We start from the raw sequence: 23,525 nt of genomic DNA, 5'->3' as shown, positions 1-23,525 counted from the left end.
GCGGATCAGTCGGCCAGGCCGGAGGAGCGCCAGGTCACCTCGGCCAGCCGGCCCTGACCCGTGGCGTTGGGGTGGAACCAGTCCAGCGGGTTGAGCAGGTCCAGGGTGAAGCGGACCCTGTGCGCGGCGCCGCCGTCGTGCCGGCACCGTGAGCCGTACGCCCGGCAGGCCGCCACCAACTGCGCGTTGTACGCGTCGATGCGGTCCCGGACGGCGGCCCGGCGCGCCTTGTCGGCGGGGGCCGTCGACGTCGCGTTGGCCAGCAGGGCCGGGCAGATGCCCCGCCGCCAGGCGCGTGCCGCCCGCGCGTCGCCGTGCCCGACCTCCCACAGTCGATAGAGGTCGGGGATGCTCACCACCAGCACCCGGGCCTTCGGTCGGCCGCTGCGCAGCACCCGCAGACCCCTGTCGACGTCGGCCCGGAACTGGGTTACCGGGGTCATCGCGTCCACGCCGCCCCGGCAGATGTCGTTGGCGCCGATCAGCACCGTGACGTAGTCGACGCGATCGCGTACCGCTGCCTGGGCCTGGCCTTCGAGCGCGTCGGCGCGGGCGCCGGGCTTGGCGTGGTTGTACGTCCGACCGCGGATCGCTGCGTTCTGCTCCAGCAGCCGGCGGTAGTGGCTCTGCACCCGCAGGCCGTCCCCTGTCGACCAGGAGTTGCGCTCGCAGGAGGTGAGCACCAGGCAGGAGGCGAAGCCGGTGCTGATCGAGTCGCCGAGGGCGGCGATGCCGCCGGGCCCGCCGGACGACGGCGAGCTCTTCGTGGGGCGGGGGGAGGCCGACGTGCCGCCCTCGCAGGCCAACGCGACAAGCGCGGCGAGACAGGCCAGGGCGGCGACCCACCGTCGAGGCATGGCATCCCCCGTCTCGCGGCACAGAGCGACAGCGCGGTAACTCTAAGCGCTGGACGTGGTGCGACGGGAAGTTGCTGTCGGGTATGCGGCCGAGTGCCGTCGAAGGCGCCACCGGAGTGCTATAACCGCCGCCCGCGCGAGCGATGGTTGCCGGTTAACGACGCCGATCGGGGGTAGATCAGGCGGTATGACGAGATCGCAGCCCCGGCGCGCCCGTGGCACGGTCGGCCACGCCTACAGCGCGCTGAACCTTCGGCTCACCCTCGCCGGTTTCGGGTTGGTGATCATGGTGGTGTTCGCGGTGCTGGCGTTCTGGGCCGGGCTCGCCTGGCTCGGCGTGCTCTGCGCGATCCTCGCAGTGGTCGCCGTGGTCGATCTTGTCGTGATCCAGCGCCGCCGTGCCGCTCGCCGCCGCGAGGAGCCAGGCGTACGACACTCGCTGTTCGAGTGACAGGAGGACGAGATGCCCCACATCGCCACCACCAACCCCGTTACCGGACAGGTACTCAAGACCTATGAGGCGATGTCCACCGAGCAGCTCGACGCCGCCATCGAGCGCGCCGACCTCGCGTACCGGCAGTTGCGGGAGACGACTGTCGACAAGCGCGCCCGGTGGATGAACGCCGCCGCCGACCTGCTGGACGCCGAGCGCGACGAGATCGCCCGGATCATGACCACGGAGATGGGCAAGACGTACGTCGCGGCGCAGGCCGAGGTGACCAAGTGCGCCACGGCGGCCCGCTTCTACGCCGACCGGGCGCCGGGGTTCCTCGCCGACCAGCCGGCCGACGCCGCCGCCGTCAAGGCGACCCGGGCCTTCATCCGCTACCAGCCGATCGGCGTGGTGCTCGCGGTGATGCCGTGGAACTTCCCGCTCTGGCAGGTGATGCGCTTCGCCGCCCCGGCGCTGATGGCCGGCAACACCGGCCTGCTCAAGCACGCCTCGAACGTGCCGCAGACGGCGCTGCTGCTGGAGGACGTGTTCCGTCGCGCCGGCTTCCCCGAGGGGGCGTTCACCACACTGCTTGTCGGCTCCGACGCCGTCGAGCGGATCCTCGCCGACCCTCGGGTACGCGCCGCCACCCTCACCGGCAGTGAGGCGGCCGGACGTTCCATCGCCCAGATCGCCGGCCGGGAGTTGAAGAAGACGGTGCTGGAGCTGGGCGGCAGCGACCCGTTCGTGGTGATGCCCTCGGCCGACGTGGACCGGGCCGCCGAGGTGGCCACCACCGCCCGCTGCCAGAACAACGGCCAGTCCTGCATCGCCGCTAAGCGGTTCATCGTGCACACCGACGTCTTCGACGCGTTCGCCGAGAAGTTCGCCGCGAACATGGCCGCGCTGCGCGTCGGCGACCCCATGGACGCGGACACCGACGTGGGCCCGCTGGCCAGCGAACGGGGTCGTGACGAGGTGCACGCCCAGGTGCGCGACGCGGCGGACAAGGGCGCGACGGTGCTCTGCGGCGGCGAGCTGCCCACCGGCGACGGGTGGTTCTACCCGCCGACGGTGGTCACCGACCTGACTCCCGAGATGCGGATGTGGTCCGAGGAGGTCTTCGGCCCGGTCGCCGGCCTGTACCGGGTGTCCTCGTACGCCGAGGCGATCGAGGTCGCCAACGGCACCAGCTTCGGGCTCGGGTCGAACGCCTGGACCCGGGACGCGGCCGAGCAGGAGCGCTTCGCCACCGACCTGGACGCCGGCAACGTCTTCATCAACGGGATGACCACCTCCTACCCGGAGCTGCCGTTCGGCGGTGTGAAGAACTCCGGCTACGGCCGGGAGCTGTCCGAACTGGGCATGCGGGAGTTCTGCAACATCAAGACCGTCTGGGTGGGTGAGGGCGCGGCCTCCGCCGGCGCCGGCGCGCACGCCGAGTAGCTTCCGAAGCGGTACGCATCACCGAACGACGTCATGGGTAGGAAGTGCGCCCATGACGTCGTTCGGATTCCACGCCTCCCACGAGCAGATCCCTCCCCGCGCGCTGCTGAAGGCGGTGATGCACGCCGAGCGGGCCGGCTTCGACGCCGCCATGTGCTCCGACCACTTCTCCCCGTGGAGCGCCCGGCAGGGTGAGTCCGGCTTCGCCTGGTCCTGGCTCGGCGCCGCGTTGCAGGCCACCGGCATGTCGTTCGGCGTGGTCAACGCCCCCGGTCAGCGCTACCACCCGGCGATCATCGCGCAGGCGATCGGCACCCTCGGCGCGATGTACCCGGGCCGGTTCTGGGCGGCACTGGGCACCGGCGAGGCCAGCAACGAGCACATCACCGGCGAGGTGTGGCCGCGCAAGGACGTCCGCGCCACCCGGCTGCGCGAGTGCGTGGACGTGATCCGGGCGCTGCTGGCCGGCGAGGAGGTCAGCCACGACGGTCTGGTCCGGGTGGACCGGGCCCGGCTGTGGACCCGCCCCGACGAGCCGCCCGCGCTCGTCGGCGCCGCCGTCAGCGTGGCCACCGCCCGCTGGTGCGCCGAGTGGGCCGACGGCCTGATCACCGTGAACGCCCCGGTGGCCCACCTGCGCGAGATGATCGACGCGTACCGGGACGCCGGCGGGCGCGGCCCACTGCACCTCCAGTTGCACGTCTCCTGGGCGCCGGAGCAGGCGCAGGCCGAGGCGCTCGCGTACGACCAGTGGCGCAGCAACGTCTTCGCCCCTCCGGTCTGCTGGGACCTGGAGACCGTCGAGCACTTCGACGTGGTCTCGGCCGACGTGCCGCCCGAGCGGATCGCGCAGGTGGTGAACGTCTCGTCCGACCTGGGCCGGCACGTCGGCTGGCTGGAGGAGTACGCGGCGCTGGGCTTCGACCAGATCGCCCTGCACCACGTGGGGCAGGAGCAGCGCGGGTTCATCGACGCGTTCGGCGCCGAGGTGCTGCCGAAGCTGCGACCGACCGGCTGATCAGGGTCCGGTCTGTCGCACCCCTAGGCTCGTACCCCATGGAAAGCCTGTTTCCGGTCGTCGTCTTCCTGGCGATCGCCACCCTCGGCGCCGCGCTCGCCCGCCGGCTCGGCCTGCTCGCGCCGATCGTGCTTGTCGTGCTCGGCCTGGCGCTCTCCTTCGTGCCCGGCGTCCCACACGTCGAGCTCGACCCGGAGTTGGTGCTGATCGGCATCCTGCCGCCGCTGCTCTACGTCGCCGCGCTGGAGACGTCGGTACCGGCGTTCAAGAACAACATTCGGCCCATCCTGTTGCTAGCGGTCGGCCTGGTGCTGTTCACCGCGTTCGTGGTCGGGTTCGTGCTGCACCTGCTGCTGCCGCAGGTGCCGTTCGCGATCTGCCTGGCCCTCGGTGCGGTGGTCGCGCCGCCGGACGCGGTGGCCGCCACGGCTGTCGCGCGTCGGGTCGGGCTGCCCCGCCGGGTGGTCACCATCCTGGAGGGGGAGAGCCTGGTCAACGACGCCACCGCGCTTGTGCTGCTGCGGGTCGCCACCATGGCCACCGCCGGCTCGGCGGTCGGCGCCACGGACGTCAGCCTCCAGGTGCTGCGGGCCACCGGCGGCGGCATCCTGATCGGCGCGCTCGGCGCGGTGGTCTTCGGCTTCCTGCACCGACGGATCACCGACCCGCTGCTGGACAACGCGCTGTCGTTGATCATCCCGTTCGCTGTGGTGTTCGCCGCCGAGGCGGTGCACTCCTCCGGCGTGGTAGCGGTGGTGGTCACCGGGCTGGCGCTCGGCCACAAGCTGTCCCAACTGCTCTCGGCGGCCTCCCGGTTGCAGGTCGGCGCGTTCTGGCGGCTGGTCCGGTTCCTACTGGAGGGACTGGTCTTCCTGCTGGTCGGACTGCAACTGCGGGAGGTGGTGCGCGACCTCGACGAGCCGGCCGGCTCGCTCGTCCTCATCACCGTCGCGGTGCTCGCCACCGTCTTCCTGACCCGTTTCGTCTGGCTCTTCCCGGCCACCTACCTGGCTCGGCTGGTTCCCCGGATCCGCCGCCGCGACCCGGCCCCGTCGCCGAAGATCCCGGTCATCATCGGGTGGGCCGGGATGCGGGGCGTGGTGACGCTCGCCGCCGCCCTGGCCCTGCCGCTGACCCTGGCCGACGACGAGCCGTACCCCCGGGCCCTGTTCATCTGGTTGGCCTTCGCGGTGATCGTGGTCACGCTTGTCGGTCAGGGCGCCACGCTGCCGTTGGTGGCCCGCCGCCTGAAGCTGCCCCAGGACGACCCCGTGCAGGACGCCCTGTCGGCCGCCGGGGTTCAGCAGCAGGCCAGCAGGGCCGCGCGGGACCGGCTGGAGGAGTTGGCCGAGGGCGCGCCCCAGCCGGTGGTGGACCGGCTGCGCCGGGTGGTGGAGGACCGCACCAACATGGCGTGGGAACGGCTCGGTGGGAACGAGCGGGAAACCCCGTCGCAGGCGTACGGTCGGCTCCGACAACAGATGATCGACGCCGAGCGGGACGTGTTCCGGGCCGCCCGGGACTCCGGTCGCATTCCTGAGGAGGTGCTGGTGCGGGCCTATCGTGACCTGGACCTGGAAGAGTCGTTGCTGCGGCAGGAGGTCGAGCAGTGAGCTGTCAGCACCTGACCGAGGCGGGCACCGCCGAACCGCGCACCCCCGACGAGTGCGCCGACTGCGTGGCCATCGGCAACACCTACTGGGTGCACCTGCGTACCTGCCTGAGCTGCGGACAGGTGGGCTGCTGCGACTCGTCGCCGAACCAGCACGCGAGCAAGCACTTCGCGGCCACCAGCCACCCGGTGATCCGCTCGGCCCAGCCGGGCGAGGACTGGCGCTGGTGCTTCGTCGACGAGGAGATCGGCTGACGGTCGCGGATGGCGCTGGCCGGCCGGTCCTGCCCAGCACAGGAGCAGCCGGCCATCGTCCGCCCGCCGGTCATCAAGCCCGGCGTCGCGGGCGGCGGCTGACCACCGCTCATCGGCCGGTCAGGCATGGCGTCGCGGGCGGCCGGGCGACTGGCCACTGATCACTGGTCGGTCAGGCCCGGTGTTGCGGGGCGGGTGGCCTCCGCTCACTGGCCGGTTCCGTCCGGCGACGCTGGGCGGTCGGCCAGGGCCCACCGGGTGAGCGCGGGGCTGGCCAGGCCCACCACGGCGAAGAGCGCGCCGACGGCCAGCCAGCCGGGCATCCCGCCGTCGAGCACCACGAGTGTCAACAGGGCTGGGCCGGCGGCGCGGGCCAGACCGGCAAGCATTCCGTCCGCCCCCTGGTAGGCGCCGAGCGCATCCGGCGGAGCGAGATCGTAGGCGAGCCCTGCTCCACCAGCGCCGTGCCACAGGTCTCCGGCCGTGTAGACGACGGTGGCGACCAGCAGTAGTCCGACAGCGGCAGCGGTGGGCAGTCGGGCGGTGGCCGCGTACAGCAGCATCGCGGCGGCCAGCACCAGACCGGCCCTGCGCATCGTCCGGGCCGCCGGGGCCGCGGTGTCCGCGCCCCGGCTCAGCCGCACCGCCAGCAGCACGGTGAGCACCGTGTTGGTCAGCAGGACCGCCGCCACGACCGGCGGGGGCGCTCCGACCACGGTCACCGCCCAGAGCGGCACCACCAGTGTGAGGACCGTCTGGTGTAGGGCGAGCACCGCCGACGCGCCGCTCACCGCGAGGAAACGGCCGTCGCGCAGCGGCCGCCCACGGCGGGCAGCGGCCGTCGGGGCCGGCGTGGTCGAGGGCTGCGTGGTTGGAGGCTTCGTGGTTTGGGCCGGCGTGGTCGAGGGCTGCGCGGTCGGGGCCGGCGCGGTTGGGGGACAGGCCGGCAGCCGGAACAGCAGCGCCGCCGACACCAGATAGGTGGCCGCGTTCCCGGCCACCAGGATCTGGTACGCCAGGTGTGTGTCGGCTGCCAGCGCGAATCCGGCCAGACCCGCCCCGACCCCGATGCCCAGGTTCGCCACGGCCCGTAGCGTGGCGAAGGCGTGCACCCGCCCCTGCGGGCCGGCGACGGCGGCGACCAGCGCGGCGCGGACCGCGAGGTTGCCTGAGGCCAGCAGCAGATCGAGCACCGCGACGGCCAGGAACACCGGAAACGAGCCGACGAGCAGGTACGTGGCCGCGACCACCGCCTGGAGCACCTGCAGAACGGCCCGCAGCGTACGTGGGTCGCGCCGGTCGGCGAGGCTGCCGAGCGGCACGCTGGCGCTCAGACCGACCAGCCCGGCCACGCTGAGCCCGGCGCCCACCTGCGCGGCGGAGAGCCCCACGTCCCGGGTGAGGTAGAGGGCCCCGCCGGTCAGCCACAGTCCCGAGCCGACGGTGTTCGCCAGCGTGGCGAGGGAGAGGGTGCGCAGCCGTCCGGACGCCGGCAGCGGCGACACGCCCCCCATCAGCGCACGGCTGCCGTGCCCGAGGAGACGTAGACGACTGGGCCGATCTCGGCGGCCTGACCGCCCTGGATTGCCCAGTCGTCGTCGGAGGCCCTGTCGCTCTGGGCGGGCCGTTCGAACGTGTCTCCGTTGACCGTCATGGTGTCGACGTTAGGGAAGGCCGGGCGGAGTTGACCGTCCCGAACGACGCGAGGCCTGTCACACTGGCCCGCCGTTACGGCAGGGGCGTCAGGGCGTGCCGTCGCAGTGGCCGGCGACGTTCGCCGCGTCCGGAGAAGCCGTACACCCGGGATGGGGCCGTGGTCACGTCCGCCGGTGGTAGAGGTTGCGGCGGGGGACCTGCGCGGGGTCGAGCCACGCTGGCGGGACGAAGTCGGGGTGGCCGTCGCCGCCGAGCCGGACCGCCCAGTCGCCCTGGTGGACGTGGCGGTGGTGGTGGCCGCAGAGCAGCACGGCATTGTCGAGGCTGGTGTCACCGCCGTCGGCCCAGTGCCGTATGTGGTGGGCGTCGCACCAGCGGGGTGGGCGGTCGCAGCCCGGAAAGGCGCAGCCGCGATCGCGTAGGACCAGGGCGCGTCGTAGCGGCCCGGTGACGAGGCGGCGTTGCCGGCCCACGTCCAGTGTCTGGCCGGCGCTGCCGAGGACGGCGGGCAGGATCGTCGCGTCGCAGGCGAGACGGCGGACCGTTGCCGGGGTGAGCCGGAGACCGGTGTCCAGGGCTCCCACGTCGAGGTGCCGGGCCAGCGCGTCGAAGCTGGTGGTGACCACGAGTTGGGCGTGCTCTCCGCCGTGCTCCGGCAACTCGCCGGTGCGCAGGGTGAGACGGCAGAGGTCGGCGAGCGCGTCGTGGCGGCGTTGCCCTGGGCTGCGCGTGTCGTCCGGGCCCGATGGTGCGGTCAACGGGTCGATCGCGGCGCGCAACAGGCCGGCGGCCTCGGCGTCCAGACTGCCGGTCAACCGTAGGCGGCCATCCGACAGCTCGGACAGGGTGACATGACGATCCCGGGCGGATCGGCGGGCCTCGGCCTCCAGCGCCGCCCGGGCGGCGGCCTCGGCAACCTCCGGGGCGACGTGGTCGAGGATGCGGGTGCCCAGCTTGCGCAGCAGGGTCGGCTCGAACTGCCCGGCCCACTCGACCAGCACGCCGACCGCCTTGTCGGCGGGCTCGGCGCCAGCGGTGGCGTGCACGGTGCGAACCGTGTCGCCGATGACCCGGGCCTGCTCCACGCTGATGTCCCCGTTGGCCAAAGCGGCCCGCACCCCCGGTGCTCCGGTGTCCAGCGCCCCGGCCAGGTCGACCAGCCGGCGGGCGGCGGGGACCGTGAGCCGTAACCGGTCACGCAGCCAGACGGCCGTCGAGGACGCGCCCTGCGCCTGGGCCGTGCCCCGGCCGTCCAGCTCACGCACCAGGCTCAGCTGCACTGCCGCCAGACGCTGCTCAAGCCGGTGGGCGGCATCGAGGGCCGCGACGAGGTCGGGCTCGGTGAGAGCCCAGGCCGGCGCGTCGACGCACGCGGCGACCGCCGCCTCCGCCTGCGCCAGCTCCTCGAACATGGACCGAGAATAGAACAGGTGTACGACAACTTCGGGGGCTTGCGCGGGGCGGCTTCCTCATCCCGCTGACCGGTTGCCGGCCCTTGCTACTCCTTGGCGTGGTCGTGCGCCCACATCAGGCTCTCGCTCGATCAACTGCGGTACGCCTGGAGCGCGTCCCGCGCCCACGTCAACATCTCGCACCCGTCGTCCTGGCACTGCATGCAGCGGCTCGGCGGCAGGTGATGCTGGTTGATCACCCTTTGCGCGGTCCAGATCACCAGCGCTGGCGTCACGGGTCCGTCGTCCATGGGCACTGCTCCACCTCCGCAGACAGGTAGATCCCGTCATCGATCTCCGATCAGGGTGAATTGGTGAGCACCGACCGCACCGGGCGCGAAACGTCGACCCTGACGCGCGCTGAAACGGCCCGAAGCCCGGCAGGGGTACGGGCGCCTTCCGTGTCGTCGGCGCCGGGAGAGAGCGTCAGGGCATCCCGCCGGAGTCGCTGGCGACGCCACTGCTGGAGGCCTGGTTGTCGTCTCCGCCGTAGCCCTTGCCGCGCAGGCTGCCGCGGCGCTGGCGGCGCTGCTCGTGCCCGCTCGCCCGGATGGCCTGGCGGGCTCGGCGCATCGTCTCCGCGGGCCCGTCGGCCCGGGCACGGCGACGGCGTCGCCGTGCGATGACCAGCAGGGCGGCAAGCAGGAGGGCTGCCGCAGCCCCGACCAGGATCCACGCTCCTCCGTCCATGTTCGTGATGGTAGGTACGCGGGTCCAGCCGAGCTGGTGGCCGCCCGGGGGAGGGCGGCCACCAGCCGTGCGTGCTCAGGACAGTGAGCAGGCGTTTCCGTTGACGGTGACCAGACCCGGCCTCGGGTTGGCGCCGCCGCCGGTCGTCGCGTTGAAGCCGAACGTCACAGTGCCGCCGGGGGCGATCTTGGCGTTGTACGACTCGTTCTTCGCCGTCACCGTCGCGCCGGCCTGGGTGACCTTCGCCAGCCAGGCCTCCCGGACGCGCTGGTCACCCGTGAACGCAAACCGCACGGACCAGCCGTTGACGGCGGTGGCGCCGGTGTTGCGCACGGTCAACTGCGCCGTGAATCCGGTGCCACCCTGCCAGGCGCCGTAGTTGGCGTAGCTCACCGAGCAGGTGGTGGCCGGCACCGCGCCGGCCTCGCCCTGGTCGGCCAGGAACGAGGAAATCCAGGCCAACGCGGAGTTCCAGTTGATCGCGACCTCGTTCGTCGAGTACGAGTTGATGTCGTCGACGTAGCAGAACTGCGGCGCGCAGCCGGCGAGCAACTGCACCACGAACGGGTCCTGCAGGGCCGCGTTCGCGCCACCGGCGAGGGAGCCGGCGGGCGGGCGGGGCAGGTCCGGGTTGAGCTGGTGACCGAAGATCCGGCTGTGCTGGTTCTGCGCGTTGTGTTCGCCCCAGCCGGTGACGTAGGAGATGTTCAGGGCGTTGCGGCCGAGGATGTAGTCCATCGCCTGGACGGCGCCGTCGCGGTACGTGGCGTCGTGGGTCAGGTCGAAGGCGGTGGCCAGGACGATGGCGTTGTTGATGATGCTGCTGTTGCCGCCCCAGAAGTAGCTGTTGGCGTCACCGGGCATCGGCAGCCCGTACGCCTGCCGGCGCAGCTCGGCGAGGTACGCGTCGGCGGCGCCGGTGACCGAGGCGCGGACCCGGGTCAGCTCGGCGGCCGGCAGCCCGTTAGGCACGGTGGCCAGGTCGAGGCGGCCGAGCGCCGCGACGCTCTGCCAGCCGAAGCCACGGGGGTCGAACACGTCGCCGGTGTGGTGCGGCGAGGCGCTCAGGTCGGTCAGGTAGGTCTGCTCCCCGGTGCTGAGGTACAGCTCGACGGCCGCCCAGTAGAACTCGTCGGTGACGGTGCCGTCGTCGTACGCGCCGCCGCCGGTGCCGTCGGTCGGGCTTGCGTACACCGCGGGGTGGGCCTTGGCGGCGGCGTAGGCCGTCTTCGCGGCAGTGGCGCAGCGGCGGGCGAACGCCGCGTCGTAGGGGGCGAACAGCCGCGCGCACTGGGCGGCGGTGGCGGCCAGGTTGAGGGTGGCCGCTGTCGACGGCGGGTGCAGCTCACGCGGCTGCGGGTCGTCCTGCGGGGCGAGCGGCAGCCCGGTCCAGTTCTGGTCGTGGATCTTGTGGTGGACCATGCCGGCTAGGGGCTTGCCGGCCGGCACCTGCATGCGCAGCAGGAACTCCAGCTCCCACCGGGCCTCGTCGAGGATGTCCGGGGTGCCGTTGCCGCGCTCGGGCACCCGCAGCGTGCTGTCGGCGAGCGCCGCGCCGCCGGCCGCGGTGGCAGCCGTCTTGGTCCGCTCGAACGTGTTGAGCAGCTGGTAGGTGGCGATGCCGCCGTTGACCACGTACTTGCCGTGGTCGCCGGCGTCGTACCAGCCGCCGCGCACGTCGAGGGAGTAGTCGCAGACGCCCGGCTGGCAGGGCACGTTGGTGTCGCCCTTGTTGGGTGCCACGTCCAGGTGCCCGGCGGGGCGGGCGTACTCGTCGCCGATCAGGTCACCGTCGATGGCGATGCCGCTGCGCTGGGCGTAGAAGAACTGCATCGAGTCGGCGTGCAGCCGGTCGTAGAGGGTGCCGGAGATGTCGAACGGGTGGCTCGTCTCGCCGTCGACGGTCAGGGTCAGCCCGCTGCCCGGCGTGCGGTAGCTGGAGAAGTCGACTGTCTGCACGTTCTGGGCGGAGGCGGCGTCCACGCCGCGCGCGGTGGTGGTGCCGCTGGCCAGGACGGCGCCGGCGGCCGAGCGCAACTGCCAGGGCAGCGGCTCGGTGGCCTCGGTGACCACTGTGGCGTTCTTCGGGCCGCCGGGCAGGTAGCCGACCTGGTTGACACGCACCCGTGGCCCGGTGTCCGGCTCGTACGGCGCGGGCGGCTCGCCACCGCGCAGCGAGACGTCATCCAGGCAGATGGTCTGCGTCGCGGCGCTCCCGCCGACCTGGAAGATCAGTTGGGCGTTCGGGTTGTCGTCCGGGACGGTGAAGGTCTGCTCGACCCGCTGGGCGGTGCCGGTGGCCGTGGCGTCCACAGCGGCGTACGTGGTGTACGGGGCGCTGCCGAGCTGCAGCACGGCCTTGACCGCCGCGCCGGGGGTGGCGGAGACGGCGAAGCCGAGGGTGTATTCGGCGCCGGCGATCAGCGGCACCCCGTCCTGGCCGATGCCGGCGTCCCAGGGGTTGGCCAGCCCGCCGGGGACCGTGGTGCAGAGCCTGCCGTCGGTGACCGCGAGCGTGCCGGTGCCGAAGGAGAACCAGGGGCTCACCCCGGCGCTGAAGTCGCCGTTGTCGATCTGCTCGGGGGCGTCCGGTGGCGGTTCGGCATGGGCCGCGCCGGCGCCCGCGCCGGTGAGGGCCAGGGTGGTCGCCGCGGCCAGGAGTAGGCGGCGTCGGGATGGCGTCACGGGGAGTCCTTCCGGGACGGGAGAGGAACAGTGATGGTGGGTGCAGTGGTGCCGAAAAGCTGGGAGCGCTCCCAGGTATCGCGTCGATGTTTCCAGCGGCGGATCGCCCTGTCAATTGATCCGACTGGATGGGTTCTGGCGTGCGACGAGGGCGGCCGGTCCGGCCGCGCGCCCCGTCGCGCCGGCCGGGCGACGTGAGATTGGCCGCGCCACGCGCCGTCGTCCTGATCTCCTAGAGACAACTGCGCCCTTCGCCTGGCAGGCTGCCTCCCATGACCCTGAAGCTGCGTTCGGTGGGAACGAGCGACCGTGGGCTGATCCGCAGCGGAAACCAGGACGCCCTGCACGCCGGCACCTGGCTCGTCGCCGTCGCCGACGGCATGGGCGGAATGGCCGCCGGTGACCTGGCCAGCTCGCTCACCATCGACGCGGTCGCTCCGCTGGACGTGGAGACACCCGAGGACGCCCTGGTGGCGGCCCTCCAGGACGGCATCGCGCTGGCCACCGCCCGCATCCGGCAGGCGGTCGCCGACGACCCCGAGCGCCAGGGCATGGGCACCACGCTCACCGCCCTGCTCTTCGCCCGTACCGGCAGTTGCCTGGCCCTCGCCCACGTCGGCGACTCGCGGGCCTACCTGTTCCGCGAGGGCGTGCTCAAGCAGGTCACCCGGGACGACACCTTCGTCCAGATGCTCGTCGACCAGGGCGTGATCACCGCGGACCAGGCCAGCAGCCACCCGCGCCGGGCCGTCGTCACCCAGGCGTTGCAGGGCGAGGACGTCTCCCCGTCGTACGCGACGATGGTGCCCCGGGCCGGCGACCGGTGGCTGCTGTGCAGCGACGGCCTCTCCAACGTCGTCCGCCCGGACACCCTGGCCGAGGTGCTGACCACCTACCCGGACCGGTCCGCCTGCGCCGGCAAGCTGATCGACCTGGCGCTGCACGCCGGCGGGCCGGACAACGTCACGGTGGTCGTGGCCGACGTCGTCGAGGAGTAGCCGGCCCTCACCGCCGGCGCGGCGCTGCCCGCCGGGTGGGCGTCGCCGTGCCCGGGTCCTCCGGCCACGGATGCCGGGGATAGCGACCGCGCAGCTCCGCGCGGACCTGCGGATAGCCGGTACGCCAGAACGACACCAGATCCGCGGTGACCGCCACCGGCCGGCCGGCGGGGGAGAGCAGGTGCAGCAGCACCGGCACCCGGCCACCGCCGATGCGCGGGGCCGCCGGCCAGCCGAACGTCTCCTGGAGCTTGACCGCCAGCACCGGCGCTGCCGGGTCGGCATAGTCCACCCGGATCCGCGAACCGCTTGGCACCTCGATGCGTTCCGGCGCCAGCTCGTCGAGGCGCGCGGCCTGGGCCCACGGCAGCAGTCGGCGCAGCGCCGAGGTCACGTCCATCCGGCTCAGGTCGGCGCGTCGCCGGGCGGCGGCCAACTCCGGCCCCAGCCACGTCGGCGCGGCGGCGAGCAGCGCCTCGTCGCCGACGTCGGGCCACTCGGCGTCGAGGTGCAGCCGGCAGAACGCCATCCGCTCGCGCAGCCCCCGCGCCGCAGGCGTCCACGGCAGCAGCCCCAGCCCTTCCTGGCGCAGGCCGGTCAGCAGCGCCGCCGCCACCTCCGCCCGGTCCGGGCGGTCCAGCCGCCGTGCCACCAGCTCGATCGCGCCCAGCCGGGTCACCTCCCGGGCCACCACGTCCCCGTCGGACCAGCCCACCTCGCGGCGCGTGGACAGCAGCGGACCCGCCGCCTCCCGGGCGGTCGCCTCGTCCAGCGGCGTGGCGCGGCGGATCCGCGCCGACGGCGTACCGGGGCGGCGGTCCGCGACGGCCACCGCGAGCCAGTCGGAGCCGGCCAGCCCCGACCCGGCCGCCAGCTCCGCGGCGGTCCCACCCGTCATGAGGTACGCGGACCCGCCCGGGCGTCGCACCCGGGCCAGCCGCTCCGGGTACGCGAGACCGACAAGCAGCCCGGCGGCGAGATCGTCGGTCAGCCCGCCCGAGCCGGCACGCCCACCGGCCCCACTGCCGGCGGAGTCGGCGGGGGCCTGCTTGCGGGCGGAGTCGGCGGGGGCCTGCCTGCCGGCGGAGCCGGCGGCGGCCCGCCTGCCGGCGACGTCAGCGGCGGCCTGCCTGCCGGCGGAGTCGGCGGCCCCGGGCGTGGCGCCGGCACGTCCGCTGGCCGTGCGGCCGGTCGGGTCGGCGGGCAGCGCGGCGCGCAGCCGGCGTACCTCGGCACGCCAGCGGGCCGTGGCGCCCGCGTCGGTCCCGGCGCGCAGCCGACGCCAGCCGGCCACCAGGTCGTCACCCGGGCCGGCCGCGCTCTCCTCGGCGAGCAGGGCCACCACCTCGGCGGCACGGTCCGCGCCGACCCGACCGGCGCCGTCGAGCAGCGCCCGGGCCAGCCGCGGGTGCGCCCCGGCGGAGGCGATCACCCGACCCCGCCCGGTGATCCGGCCCGTCCCGTCGACCGCGCCAAGCGTTTCGAGGGTGTCCCGGGCCACCGCCATCGCCGCGGTCGGCGGCGGATCGGGCAGCGCCAGCCCGACGCCGTCCGGGCGCCCCCAGGCGGCCAGCTCCAGCGCGAACCCGGTCAGGTCGGCGGTGGCGATCTCCGGCTCTGCTCGGGCGGGCAGCCGCTCGTGGGTCGCCTCGGACCAGCAGCGGTAGACGTACCCGGGGGCCTCCCGGCCGGCCCGGCCGGCGCGTTGGGTGGCGGCGGCCCGGGAGACCGGCACGGTGATCAGCGCGCCCAGCCCACGGGCCAGGTCGATCCGGGGCACCCGGGACAGTCCGGCGTCCACCACCACCCGCACGCCCGGCACGGTGAGGCTCGTCTCGGCCAGCGCGGTGGACAGCACCACGCGACGCCGGCCGTCCGCGACGGCGGGACGCAGGGCCGCGTCCTGCTCGGCGCCGCGCTGGCGGCCGTGCAACGGCAGCAGGTCGACGGCGTCCCGCAGGTCGCCGAGCCGTCCGGCGACCGCGGCGATCTCACCGGCCCCGGGCAGGAAGACGAGGACGTCGCCGTCGTGTTCGCGCAGCGCCCGCCGGACGGTCGCGGCCACGTGGTCGAGCAGGGCACGGTCCACCGGCCCTGCCCCCGGCGGCGCGACCGGCCGGGCCGGCGGCGCCCAGATCCGCCGTACCGGGTGCAGCGCCGACTCGGCCCGGATCACCGGGGCGGCGGCGGTCCCGCCGAGCAGCGCGGCGAACCTGTCGGTGTCCGGTGTGGCGGACATCGCGAGCAGCCACAGGTCCGGCCGGAGGGTGGCCCGGGCCTCCACCGTGAACGCCAGCGCGAGGTCGGCGTCGAGCTGCCGTTCGTGGCACTCGTCGAGCAGCACCGCGCCCGTGCCGGGCAGCTCCGGGTCGTGGTGCAGCCGGCGGACCAGCAGGCCGGTGGTGACCACCTCGATCCGAGTGGCCGGGCCGACCCGACGCTCGCCGCGCACGGCGTAGCCGACCCGCTCGCCGACGCGCTCGCCGAGCAACTCGGCCATCCGCCGGGCCGCGGCGCGCGCCGCCACCCGGCGGGGTTGGGCGATCACCACCCGGCCGTCGACCCGGTCGGCCACCGCCAACGGCGCGAGGGTGGTCTTGCCGGTGCCCGGCGGGGCCACCAGGACCGCGGCGCCGGCCGCGTCGAGCGCGGTCAGCAGCGCCGGCAACGCCGGACGGACCGGCAGGTCCAGGGTTACGTCGGAAAGCACGGCCCAGTCTCGCACCGGCCCGGGGAACTCAGCCGCGACGGACCTCGGTGAGGCCCTTCAGGAACGAACGCCAGGCGGCCGGGCCGAACGCGAGCGCCGGACCGGAGCGATCCTTGCTGTCCCGGACGGCGATCCGACCGTCGACTGTCGCGACCTCCACGCAGTTGCCGTTGCCACTGCTGCGCGTGCTGGTGCGCCAGTCGGCCCGGTTCAGGTCGAGCGCCGTCATCCGTGGTACCTCTCGTCTGCGTCGGCGTGCCGCAGACGCGGTCACGCAAAGTTACGAGAAGCTTCCTTGAGGTGGGTCAGCGACGCCCCCGGATCGAGTGCCATCCGGCACAGCTCCTCGTGCAGAAGGCTATACCCGAGCACATGATCGGCATCCTCCAGAGCCAGGCCCATCGTGAGGTTATCCAGGTAAACCACGGACGCGTCGGCGGCGTCGGCGAAATTGAGGATCACGTACGGCGTGGTCATCGCCGGGTGCTCGCCGGCCGCGAACGGCAGTACCTGAATTGTCACGTTGGGTAACTGGGCGATGTGGCTCATGTGGACCAGTTGCTCCGCCATCACGGCGGGGCCGCCGACCGGGCGTAACAGCACTGCCTCGTTGAGCACCACCGACATCTGCACGGGCTCGTCGTGGCGCAGCACCTCCTGGCGGCGCAGCCGGGCCGCGACCTTGCGCTCCAGGCCGTCCTCGCCCGCCGTGCGGCGGAAGATCGCCCGGGCGTACGCCTCGGTCTGCAGCAGCCCGGGCACCGACTCGGCCTCGTACGTGCGCAGCGCCGCCGCCTCGGCCTCCAGTCCGACGTAGAACTCGAACCACTCCGGCAGCACGTCGCTGTAGTTCTGCCACCAGCCGCGCTGCTGTGCGCCCCGGGCGATCTCGATCAGCGCCTCGGCGTCCGCGCCGGTGACCTGGTAGAGGGCGAGCGCCGCCCGGACGTCACGGGGCTTGATGCCGATCTGCGCGGTCTCGATCCGGGACAGGTTGCTCTTGGACATGTCGAGCTGGCGGGCGGCCACGTCGAGGGTCATGCCCGCCCGTTCCCGGAGCTGACGGAGCTCGCGAGCGATGCGTCGACGGCGCACGGTGGGGCTGGCGGCGGGGCGGATGGTGGAAGCGGCGGTCACCGTCCGAGTCTGTCACGGCAAGATCCGCAGGTCGCGCCAGCACGGAGTGCAACTATCAAATCTGGGAGTTGCGTTGCAGTAGCTGTCGGTGCATCCTTTTCCGGGTCGCGAACACAGTGGACACACCCGAGCGGGGAGGACCGTTTGCTCATCGCCGACGAGTTCTTCCTCATCGCCCACAACGACACCCGCGGCAAGGCCAAGCTCCACCCGGCGGCGACCGGTCTCGGCCTGGCCGCCGGCCTCCTCGGTGAGCTGACCCTCTACGGGCACATCACCGTCTCGGGTGGACAGGTCACAGTGATCGACCGACGCCCACCCGCCGACGCGCTGGCGCACACAGTGCTCGACCAGCTGATCGGCGAGTCCCAGCACCGGGCGGTCAACGTGTGGCTCAGCTTTCTGGCGCAGAGCGCGACGACCTCGGTGGGCGAGCGGCTCGCCCGGGCCGGCGTGCTGCGCCGCCGGGAGAGCCGGCGGCTGCTCCGCACCTCGGTCAGCTATCTCCCGATCGACCTCAACGCCGTGGCCTGGCCGGCCACCCGGCTGCGGGCACTGCTGGACCGCCCGGACCCGCCGAGCGTGCCGGACGCGCTGCTGCTCGGCCTTGTCGTGGCGGCCGGGCTGACCCGCGAGGTGCTGTGGAGCGCCGGTCCCCGCGCCCACCACCGGCTCAACGTGCTCATCCCCGCGCTGCCGGCGCCCCTGAAGGAGCTTGTCGGGCACACCGAGGCCGCCGTCGGCGCAGCCGTGCTGCGCGGCATCCCCTGATCCCCCCGGTAACCCCAACCCCCTCGACAACCGGAGTAGTCGTATGCCATCGACATCGACAGTCGACAGACCCAGCAACGTCTCCGAAGCCCTCGCGAGGGGTCGCCTCGGCGTCCCCTCGGTCATCTTCTTCGTCCTGTCCGCAGCCGCGCCGCTGACAGTGGTGGCAGGCGTCGTCACCACCGGCTACGGCGTCATCGGCGTGACGGGCATCCCGCTGGCCTTCCTGGTGGTCGCCGCGGTGCTGGCCCTGTTCTCGGTCGGCTACGTGGCGATGTCGCGCCGGGTCGAGAACGCGGGCGCCTTCTACGCCTACATCTCGCGTGGCCTCGGCCGGCCGGCCGGCGTCGGCGCCGCCTGGGTGGCGCTGATCGCGTACAACGCGCTCCAGGTCGGGCTGTACGGCACCATCGGCGTCGCCGCCGAGCCGGTCCTCGACCGGATCTTCGGCGGACACCCGCACTGGTCGATCGTCGCCCTGGTGGCGTGGGCGCTGGTCGGGCTGCTCGGCCTGCTGCGGGTCGACATCAACGGCCTGGTGCTCGCCGCGCTGCTGGTGGCCGAGATCGTGGTGATCCTCGTCTTCGACCTGGGTCAGCTCGGCAATCCGGCCGACGGTCAGGTGAGCTTCTCCGCCCTGTCGCCGGACAACCTCTTCGTGCCGGGCGTCGGCGCGGTGCTGGTGCTGGCCATCCTCGGGTTCGTCGGGTTCGAGTCCGCGGTGGTGTTCAGCGAGGAGAGCAAGGATCCGAAGCGGACGGTGCCGCTGGCGACGTACCTCTCCGTGGCGATCATCGCCGGGCTGTACGCGCTCTCGTCGTGGACCATGACCGTCGCCGTCGGGCCGGACAAGATCGTCGCCGAGGCCGGCGAGCAGAGTGTCGGGCTGATCTTCAACCTGGCCGCCGCCCAGCTCGGCGACACCGCGGTGACCATCGGGCAGGTGCTCTTCCTGACCTCGGTGCTCGCCGCGATGATCTCGTTCCACAACACCACGGCCCGTTACACCTTCGCGCTGGGCCGGGAGCGGGTGCTGCCGGCGGTGTTCGGGCAGACCTCGCCGCGGACCGGCTCGCCCCGGGCCGCGTCGCTGGCACAGAGTGTCCTCGGCCTGCTGGTCATCCTGCTCTACACAGTCAACGGCTGGGACCCGGTGGTCCAGCTGTTCTTCTGGGGCGGCACCACAGGTGGGTTCGGCGTGCTGCTGCTGATCGCCACCACCTCGGTAGCGGTGATCGTCTACTTCGTCCGCCACGGCGGCGAGACCCTCTGGAAGCGGGCCATCGCGCCCGGCCTGGCCACCATCGCGCTCGTTGTGATCATCTGGTTGGCCGTGTCGAACTTCGCCAACCTGCTGGGGGTCGCACCCGACTCCACCCTGCGCTGGGCGCTGCCCGCCGTCTACCCGGTGGCAGCCGCGCTGGGCGTCGCGTGGGCGCTGGTGCTGCGCAGCAACCGTCCGGACACGTACGCCCGGATCGGTCTCGGCGCGGCGAGCGCCGCGGCGGCGGTGCGGTCGGCGGAGCGGCAGGCGCCGACGCCGGCCGGTGCGGAGGTGTCCCGATGAGCGTGACGATCGAGCAGCTCGGGCCGCAGGACACGACGTTTGTCGCGAACCGGATCGCGGAGGCCTTCACGGCCCTGGAGGTGACCTACTGGCTGGTGCCCGACGCGAGCAAGCGTGAGGCCGTGCTGGCCGGGGACTTCGAGATCCTTGTCGACCACGCGATGCGGCACGGGTTCGTGCACGCCACGGGGGACCGGGCCGGTGTCGCGGTCTGGCTCCCGTCGGTCGGTGAGCCGGCTCCGCCGCCGCCCGACTACGACGCCCGGCTCGCCGCCGCGTGCGGCGAGTGGACCGACCGGTTCCAGCATCTCGACGAGTTGTTCGCGGCCAACCATCCGCATCCGGACCATCACCACATGGCCTTCCTGGCCGTTCAGCCGGGACGGCAGGGGCAGGGGTTGGGCACCGCGCTGATGAGGCACCACCACGCCTGGTTGGACGCCAACGGGATGCCTGCCTACCTGGAGGCGAGCAGCCCGCGCAGCCGGGACCTGTACGCACGGCACGGATATCGGGCCGGCGAGCCGTTCCGGGTGCCCGACGGCACGCCGTTCTGGCCGATGTGGCGGGAGCCCGCCGGCCGCTGACGGAACCGGCCGGGCCGCTGCCCACGAGGGGAGCGACCCGGCCGGTGCGCCGATCGAACGTCCTGACACACGATGCGGGGTCGGGGCCACGCTGACCCGGCCCCGCATCGTGTGGGGCCTAGTAGGTGCCGTCGAGCTGGCCGCGCAGCTTGGTCAGCGCCCGGGCCAGCAGCCGGGAGACGTGCATCTGCGAGACGCCGATCTGGTCGGCGATCTGCGACTGGGTCAGGTTGCCGTAGAACCGCAGGGTGAGGATCTTCTGCTCCCGCTCGTCGAGCGTGGCCAGCGCGGGGCCGAGGGCGACCCGCAGCTCGGCGAGCTCGAACTCGTTGTCCTCGCCGCCGAGCATGTCGCCCAGCTCGGTGGCCCGGTCGCCGTCGCCGGTCGGGGTGGACAGCGACACCGCGTTGTACGCGCGGGCGCCTTCCAGGCCCTCCAGGACCTCTTCCTCGGTGAGCTTGAGGTGGGCGGCGATGTCGGCGACCGTCGGCGAGCGGCCGAGGGTCTGCAGCAGCGAGCTGTTGGCGTCGGAGATGGCCAGCCGCAGCTCCTGGAGGCGACGCGGCACCCGGATGTCCCAGGTGCGGTCGCGGAAGTGCCGCTTGAGCTCGCCGATGATGGTGGGGATCGCGTAGCCGGCGAAGTCGACGCCGCGGGACGGGTCGAACTTGTCGATGGCCTTGATGAGGCCGACGGCGGCGGTCTGCGCCAGGTCGTCGGTCGGCTCGCCCCGCCCGCTGTAGCGGTGGGCGAGGTGGTTGGCCAGCGGCAGCCATGCCTCGATCGCCCGGTCGCGCAGCGCGGCGCGCGACGGGTGGTTGGCGGGCAGTGCGGCCATGGCGTTGAGCAGGTCGGCGGCGCTGTCGGTGAGCGCCCGCGGGTCCAGCTTGGTGGTGCTCGTCTGCTCGGCAGCCGTGGTGCTCGCCTGCTCGGTGATCGTTGGCGCGGTCATGGGTGGTCCTCCCTGCACCTCGTCCGCGGACAAAAAGACGTGACGCTTTGGTTTAGCTTTCAATGGGCCGTTCGGGACTCACCTTAACCTGATCAGCTCCCGGAAATCTAGCCGAAAGGTTGATGTACTTAAGGTGTGTTGAGCCACAAAACGGCCCAAAACGGGCAAGATGTCGAGAGGTTGTGAGGTCTCTTACCCGCTTACCGGGCGATCCAGCGGCAGCTGGTCATCTCATCCGGCTCGACCGGTCGGTGTGCCGCACTCGGCCGACCGGTCAACATGAAATCCGACAATCGGGCGGCAGTGTCGACTATCCGTCGTTGTCCCGCCGATGGGACCGGCCGTAGCGTCGCGGGGTAGACACCCGGTTCGGAGGCACCATGCTCGATCCAGCCGCTCCCCAGCTCGTCGTGAACAGTCGCACGCTCTACTTCAGCTGGTTGCCAGCGGATCCGGACGCGGTCGCCGCCCTGGTCCCCGCCGGGTTGCGTCCGCGCGCCGACCGGCAGGTGTTCCTCAATCAGTACGTCGTCGAGGACGAGACGCAGACCTCGGGCTTCGGCGCCTACTCGCTGACGTACCTCGGCATCTCACTCGCCGGCGTGGACGCGCCCGGCGGGCTCAACCCGGGCGGTTGGTGGACCCACTACGTGGCCTCCAGCCGGCTGGTCCGCGAGTACGCCACGGCGCGGGGCGCCCCGGCGCTCGCCGGCCGGACCAGCATCGAGGTGAGCGGTGAGGCGCTGCTCTCCGAGACCGAGGCGGAGGGGGCGCCGCTGATCCGCGCCAGGTGTCGTGTGGGGGAGACCGGCCACGTGATCAGCAGCGGGCACCACCGCTACTTCACCCGCCGCGAAGACCAACTGCTCAGCTCGGTCTACCCGTTCGTGGCCGAGCCGGTCGCGCCGTTCGAGATCGAGTCGGTGGAGTTCCTGCAACCCCGGCACCCCATGTACGCGCTACGCCCCGCCAACCCGCTTACCATCGGCTTCGGCTACTTCTCGCCGCGCTCCTCGTTCGCCTACCCGGGCGGGCTCACCGTGCACCCCGGTGGGGTCGGCCTGCCCGAGCCGGCCCGGCCGGCTCACCAGGTGCCGGCCAACCTCGCCCGCAGCGGCCTGCCGTCCGGGTCGTAGACCAGCCGGTACACCGGCAGCGCCCAGGCGCGGGTGTACCAGGGCAGCCGCTCGGGGCGGTGCGGGCGCAACCGGCCCGGCGGGCGGTCACCGACCTGGCCGCCGTCGTACCACAGTTGCAGCGCGTCGGCCGCTGCCGTGACGGCCGCGACGGCGTCGGCCGGGTCGAGCAGGTCGGCGTCGTCCGCGCCGTCCGCATTGCGGTCCAGGTGCTCGCGCCAGAGCCGCAGCCGCAGGTCCCGGGCGAAGGTCCGCGCCCCGTCGCCCCGACCCGCCGGGTCGGTGGGCGTCCGCTCGTCGCGCGTGTCGTCGAGCACCGCGCAGGACAACTCGCTGTCGTGCGTCCAGGAGCGGCGGTTGAAGTTGTCGCTGCCGACGCTGGCCCAGACGTCGTCGACCACGCAGACCTTCGCGTGCACGTACACCGGGGTCCCGGCGTGGTTCTCCACGTCGAACACGTGCACCCGGTCCGGCGCGGCACGTTCGCACAGCGACAGCGCCTGCTCCCGGCCGACCATGTTGGGTGGCAGGGCGAGCCGGCCGTCCACGTCCGGGTGCCGGGGCACCACGGCGACCAGGTGCAGCTCGGGATTCTCCCGCAGCGCCTGGGCGAACAGGTTGGCCACCTCGGTCGACCAGAGGTACTGGTCCTCCAGGTAGATGAGCCGACGCGCGCGGTGGACCGCCTTGGTGTAGCCCCGTGCCACGGTCCGCTCGCCGTCGGGCGCGAAGGAGTAGCGCGGCCGCACGGCCGGGTAGGTGCGCAGCACCTGGATCTGGTGCGGGCCGCACTCGGGCGGGTCGGCGGGCTGCTCGGGCAGCGGGTCCGGCCGCAGGTCCGCGCCGCGCAGCCGGTCCCGCGCGTACGCCATCGGGTTCTCCGAGTCCAGCGGCATCGGGTCGGTCCAGCGTTCCCGGAACAGGGTGTCAAGCGCGCCGACGACCGGGCCGCGCAGCGCGAGCTGCACGTCGTGCCAGGGCGGGTTCGAGCCGTACCGGGGGGACATCTGGACCGGCTGCGGGTCGCCGCCGTGCGCGGCGTCGTCGCGGCGGCTGTGGCACAGGTCGATCCCGCCGGCGAAGGCGATGTCCCGTTCCGGGTTACCCGGGTGCCGCAGCACCACAAGCTTCTGGTGGTGCGAGCCGCCGCGGCGGACCCGCTGGTCGAGCAGCACCTCGCCGCCGGCCGCGGAGACCGTCTCGCTGAGGTTGCGGTTCTCGGCCTCGCTGTAGGCGAGGGTGTCGAGGTGTGAGCGCCAGATCAGCCCCTTGACCACCACGCCGCGCTGGGCGGCCTGGGCGAAGAGCTGACTCACTGTGGGGCCGTCCGGGCGCAGTCGCTGGTCCGGATCGCCCCGCCAGTCGGTGAAGAAGAGGTGGTCACCGGCGGTCAACGCCTCCACCTCGTCGACCAGCCGGTCGAAGTACGCCGCGCCGTGAATCAACGGCTCGGCGAGGTTTCCCGTGGTCCAGACGGGTAACCCAGAGACCGGGTTGGCCCGTTCCTGTGCGGTGAGGAACCAGTCCTGTAGCGGCAACGTCCAGCCCCCCGGAGGTCGACAAC

Annotated in this window: 21 protein-coding genes and 2 pseudogenes; 10 read left to right on the top strand and 13 right to left on the bottom strand. The window is 72.9% G+C overall.

Annotation, left to right across the window (positions count from 1 at the left end; translation table 11 throughout):
- Positions 1 to 5: 5 nt before the first annotated feature.
- Positions 6 to 857: a GDSL-type esterase/lipase family protein gene (locus tag ACLQ26_RS05430; RefSeq protein WP_425743365.1), complete on the bottom strand. Its 852-nt coding sequence runs from the start codon at positions 855 to 857 to the stop codon at positions 6 to 8.
- Positions 858 to 1,044: 187 nt separating this feature from the next.
- Between ACLQ26_RS05430 and ACLQ26_RS05425 the strand changes: the two genes are divergently transcribed.
- The 5 genes from ACLQ26_RS05425 to ACLQ26_RS05405 are packed head-to-tail and all read left to right on the top strand — an operon-like array spanning position 1,045 to position 5,621.
- A complete protein-coding gene (locus ACLQ26_RS05425; RefSeq protein WP_425743364.1) occupies positions 1,045 to 1,308 on the top strand; it encodes a DUF6343 family protein in 264 nt (87 codons plus the stop codon).
- A gap of 12 nt (positions 1,309 to 1,320) precedes the next feature.
- Positions 1,321 to 2,736, top strand: a complete 1,416-nt coding sequence (locus ACLQ26_RS05420) for an NADP-dependent succinic semialdehyde dehydrogenase (RefSeq protein ID WP_425743363.1) — start codon at positions 1,321 to 1,323, stop codon at positions 2,734 to 2,736.
- 52 nt (positions 2,737 to 2,788) lie between these two features.
- Entirely contained in the window at positions 2,789 to 3,754 is a 966-nt protein-coding gene (locus ACLQ26_RS05415; RefSeq protein WP_425743362.1) for a TIGR03885 family FMN-dependent LLM class oxidoreductase, read from the top strand.
- Between the two features lie 38 nt (positions 3,755 to 3,792).
- Positions 3,793 to 5,367, top strand: a complete 1,575-nt coding sequence (locus tag ACLQ26_RS05410) for a Na+/H+ antiporter (RefSeq protein WP_425743361.1) — start codon at positions 3,793 to 3,795, stop codon at positions 5,365 to 5,367.
- Positions 5,364 to 5,621 carry a UBP-type zinc finger domain-containing protein gene (locus tag ACLQ26_RS05405; protein ID WP_007458001.1) on the top strand — a complete coding sequence of 86 codons (258 nt, stop codon included), beginning with the start codon at positions 5,364 to 5,366 and terminating at the stop codon, positions 5,619 to 5,621. Before ACLQ26_RS05410 ends, ACLQ26_RS05405 begins: the two co-directional genes overlap by 4 nt.
- 206 nt (positions 5,622 to 5,827) lie before the next feature.
- On the opposite strand, the gene ACLQ26_RS05400 is transcribed toward ACLQ26_RS05405, so the two are convergent.
- From ACLQ26_RS05400 to ACLQ26_RS05375, 6 genes are all read right to left on the bottom strand, one after another.
- Positions 5,828 to 7,135, bottom strand: a complete 1,308-nt coding sequence (locus ACLQ26_RS05400; RefSeq protein ID WP_425743360.1) for an MFS transporter — start codon at positions 7,133 to 7,135, stop codon at positions 5,828 to 5,830.
- Positions 7,135 to 7,275, bottom strand: coding sequence for a hypothetical protein (locus tag ACLQ26_RS05395; protein WP_425743359.1), 141 nt, complete (start codon positions 7,273 to 7,275; stop codon positions 7,135 to 7,137). The genes ACLQ26_RS05400 and ACLQ26_RS05395 overlap by 1 nt, the downstream gene beginning before the upstream one ends.
- Positions 7,276 to 7,438: 163 nt before the next feature.
- Positions 7,439 to 8,689: a DUF222 domain-containing protein gene (locus ACLQ26_RS05390; RefSeq protein WP_425743358.1), complete on the bottom strand. Its 1,251-nt coding sequence runs from the start codon at positions 8,687 to 8,689 to the stop codon at positions 7,439 to 7,441.
- Positions 8,690 to 8,820: 131 nt separating this feature from the next.
- The gene (locus tag ACLQ26_RS05385) at positions 8,821 to 8,979 is read right to left on the bottom strand and encodes a hypothetical protein (RefSeq protein WP_425743357.1); all 159 of its coding nucleotides are present in this window, start codon (positions 8,977 to 8,979) and stop codon (positions 8,821 to 8,823) included.
- Between the two features lie 175 nt (positions 8,980 to 9,154).
- Positions 9,155 to 9,418, bottom strand: coding sequence for a hypothetical protein (locus tag ACLQ26_RS05380; protein ID WP_425743356.1), 264 nt, complete (start codon positions 9,416 to 9,418; stop codon positions 9,155 to 9,157).
- Positions 9,419 to 9,493: 75 nt separating this feature from the next.
- On the bottom strand, positions 9,494 to 12,103 hold the full coding sequence (locus tag ACLQ26_RS05375) for a glycoside hydrolase family 9 protein (protein WP_425743355.1): 2,610 nt from the start codon (positions 12,101 to 12,103) through the stop codon (positions 9,494 to 9,496).
- A 272-nt stretch (positions 12,104 to 12,375) separates the two neighbouring features.
- Between ACLQ26_RS05375 and ACLQ26_RS05370 the strand changes: the two genes are divergently transcribed.
- Positions 12,376 to 13,101, top strand: a complete 726-nt coding sequence (locus ACLQ26_RS05370) for a PP2C family protein-serine/threonine phosphatase (RefSeq protein WP_007458011.1) — start codon at positions 12,376 to 12,378, stop codon at positions 13,099 to 13,101.
- A gap of 7 nt (positions 13,102 to 13,108) precedes the next feature.
- On the opposite strand, the pseudogene ACLQ26_RS05365 reads toward ACLQ26_RS05370, so the two are convergent.
- The 4 genes and pseudogenes from ACLQ26_RS05365 to ACLQ26_RS05350 all read right to left on the bottom strand — a co-directional run.
- Positions 13,109 to 14,095, bottom strand: a pseudogene (locus ACLQ26_RS05365) (ATP-dependent helicase C-terminal domain-containing protein); the annotation flags it as partial.
- A gap of 174 nt (positions 14,096 to 14,269) precedes the next feature.
- Positions 14,270 to 15,811: pseudogene (locus tag ACLQ26_RS05360) on the bottom strand (helicase-related protein); the annotation flags it as partial.
- Between the two features lie 28 nt (positions 15,812 to 15,839).
- Positions 15,840 to 16,040 (bottom strand): DUF397 domain-containing protein, encoded by a 201-nt coding sequence (locus ACLQ26_RS05355; RefSeq protein ID WP_425743354.1) that lies wholly within the window; start codon positions 16,038 to 16,040, stop codon positions 15,840 to 15,842.
- A gap of 41 nt (positions 16,041 to 16,081) precedes the next feature.
- A complete protein-coding gene (locus ACLQ26_RS05350; RefSeq protein ID WP_425743775.1) occupies positions 16,082 to 16,906 on the bottom strand; it encodes a helix-turn-helix domain-containing protein in 825 nt (274 codons plus the stop codon).
- Between the two features lie 186 nt (positions 16,907 to 17,092).
- Here ACLQ26_RS05350 and ACLQ26_RS05345 point away from each other — a divergent pair, with 186 nt between their 5' ends.
- The 3 genes from ACLQ26_RS05345 to ACLQ26_RS05335 are packed head-to-tail and all read left to right on the top strand — an operon-like array spanning position 17,093 to position 19,873.
- Positions 17,093 to 17,719: a GOLPH3/VPS74 family protein gene (locus ACLQ26_RS05345; RefSeq protein WP_425743353.1), complete on the top strand. Its 627-nt coding sequence runs from the start codon at positions 17,093 to 17,095 to the stop codon at positions 17,717 to 17,719.
- Positions 17,720 to 17,762: 43 nt separating this feature from the next.
- A complete protein-coding gene (locus ACLQ26_RS05340) occupies positions 17,763 to 19,286 on the top strand; it encodes an APC family permease (protein WP_425743352.1) in 1,524 nt (507 codons plus the stop codon).
- Positions 19,283 to 19,873 carry a GNAT family N-acetyltransferase gene (locus tag ACLQ26_RS05335; protein WP_425743351.1) on the top strand — a complete coding sequence of 197 codons (591 nt, stop codon included), beginning with the start codon at positions 19,283 to 19,285 and terminating at the stop codon, positions 19,871 to 19,873. Before ACLQ26_RS05340 ends, ACLQ26_RS05335 begins: the two co-directional genes overlap by 4 nt.
- A 118-nt stretch (positions 19,874 to 19,991) precedes the next feature.
- On the opposite strand, the gene ACLQ26_RS05330 is transcribed toward ACLQ26_RS05335, so the two are convergent.
- Complete coding sequence (locus tag ACLQ26_RS05330) at positions 19,992 to 20,825, bottom strand: SigB/SigF/SigG family RNA polymerase sigma factor (RefSeq protein WP_007458025.1); 834 nt, start codon at positions 20,823 to 20,825, stop codon at positions 19,992 to 19,994.
- 380 nt (positions 20,826 to 21,205) lie between these two features.
- Here ACLQ26_RS05330 and ACLQ26_RS05325 point away from each other — a divergent pair, with 380 nt between their 5' ends.
- A complete protein-coding gene (locus ACLQ26_RS05325; protein ID WP_425743350.1) occupies positions 21,206 to 21,961 on the top strand; it encodes a hypothetical protein in 756 nt (251 codons plus the stop codon).
- Here ACLQ26_RS05325 and ACLQ26_RS05320 read toward each other — a convergent pair.
- Positions 21,910 to 23,499 carry a phospholipase D family protein gene (locus ACLQ26_RS05320; protein ID WP_425743349.1) on the bottom strand — a complete coding sequence of 530 codons (1,590 nt, stop codon included), beginning with the start codon at positions 23,497 to 23,499 and terminating at the stop codon, positions 21,910 to 21,912. The two genes, ACLQ26_RS05325 and ACLQ26_RS05320, sit on opposite strands and share 52 nt — an antisense overlap.
- Positions 23,500 to 23,525: the final 26 nt, after the last annotated feature.

The organism is Micromonospora sp. DT43 (assembly GCF_049841645.1).
Classification (GTDB): domain Bacteria; phylum Actinomycetota; class Actinomycetes; order Mycobacteriales; family Micromonosporaceae; genus Micromonospora.
This window is presented reverse-complemented; position numbering and strand designations above follow the sequence as displayed.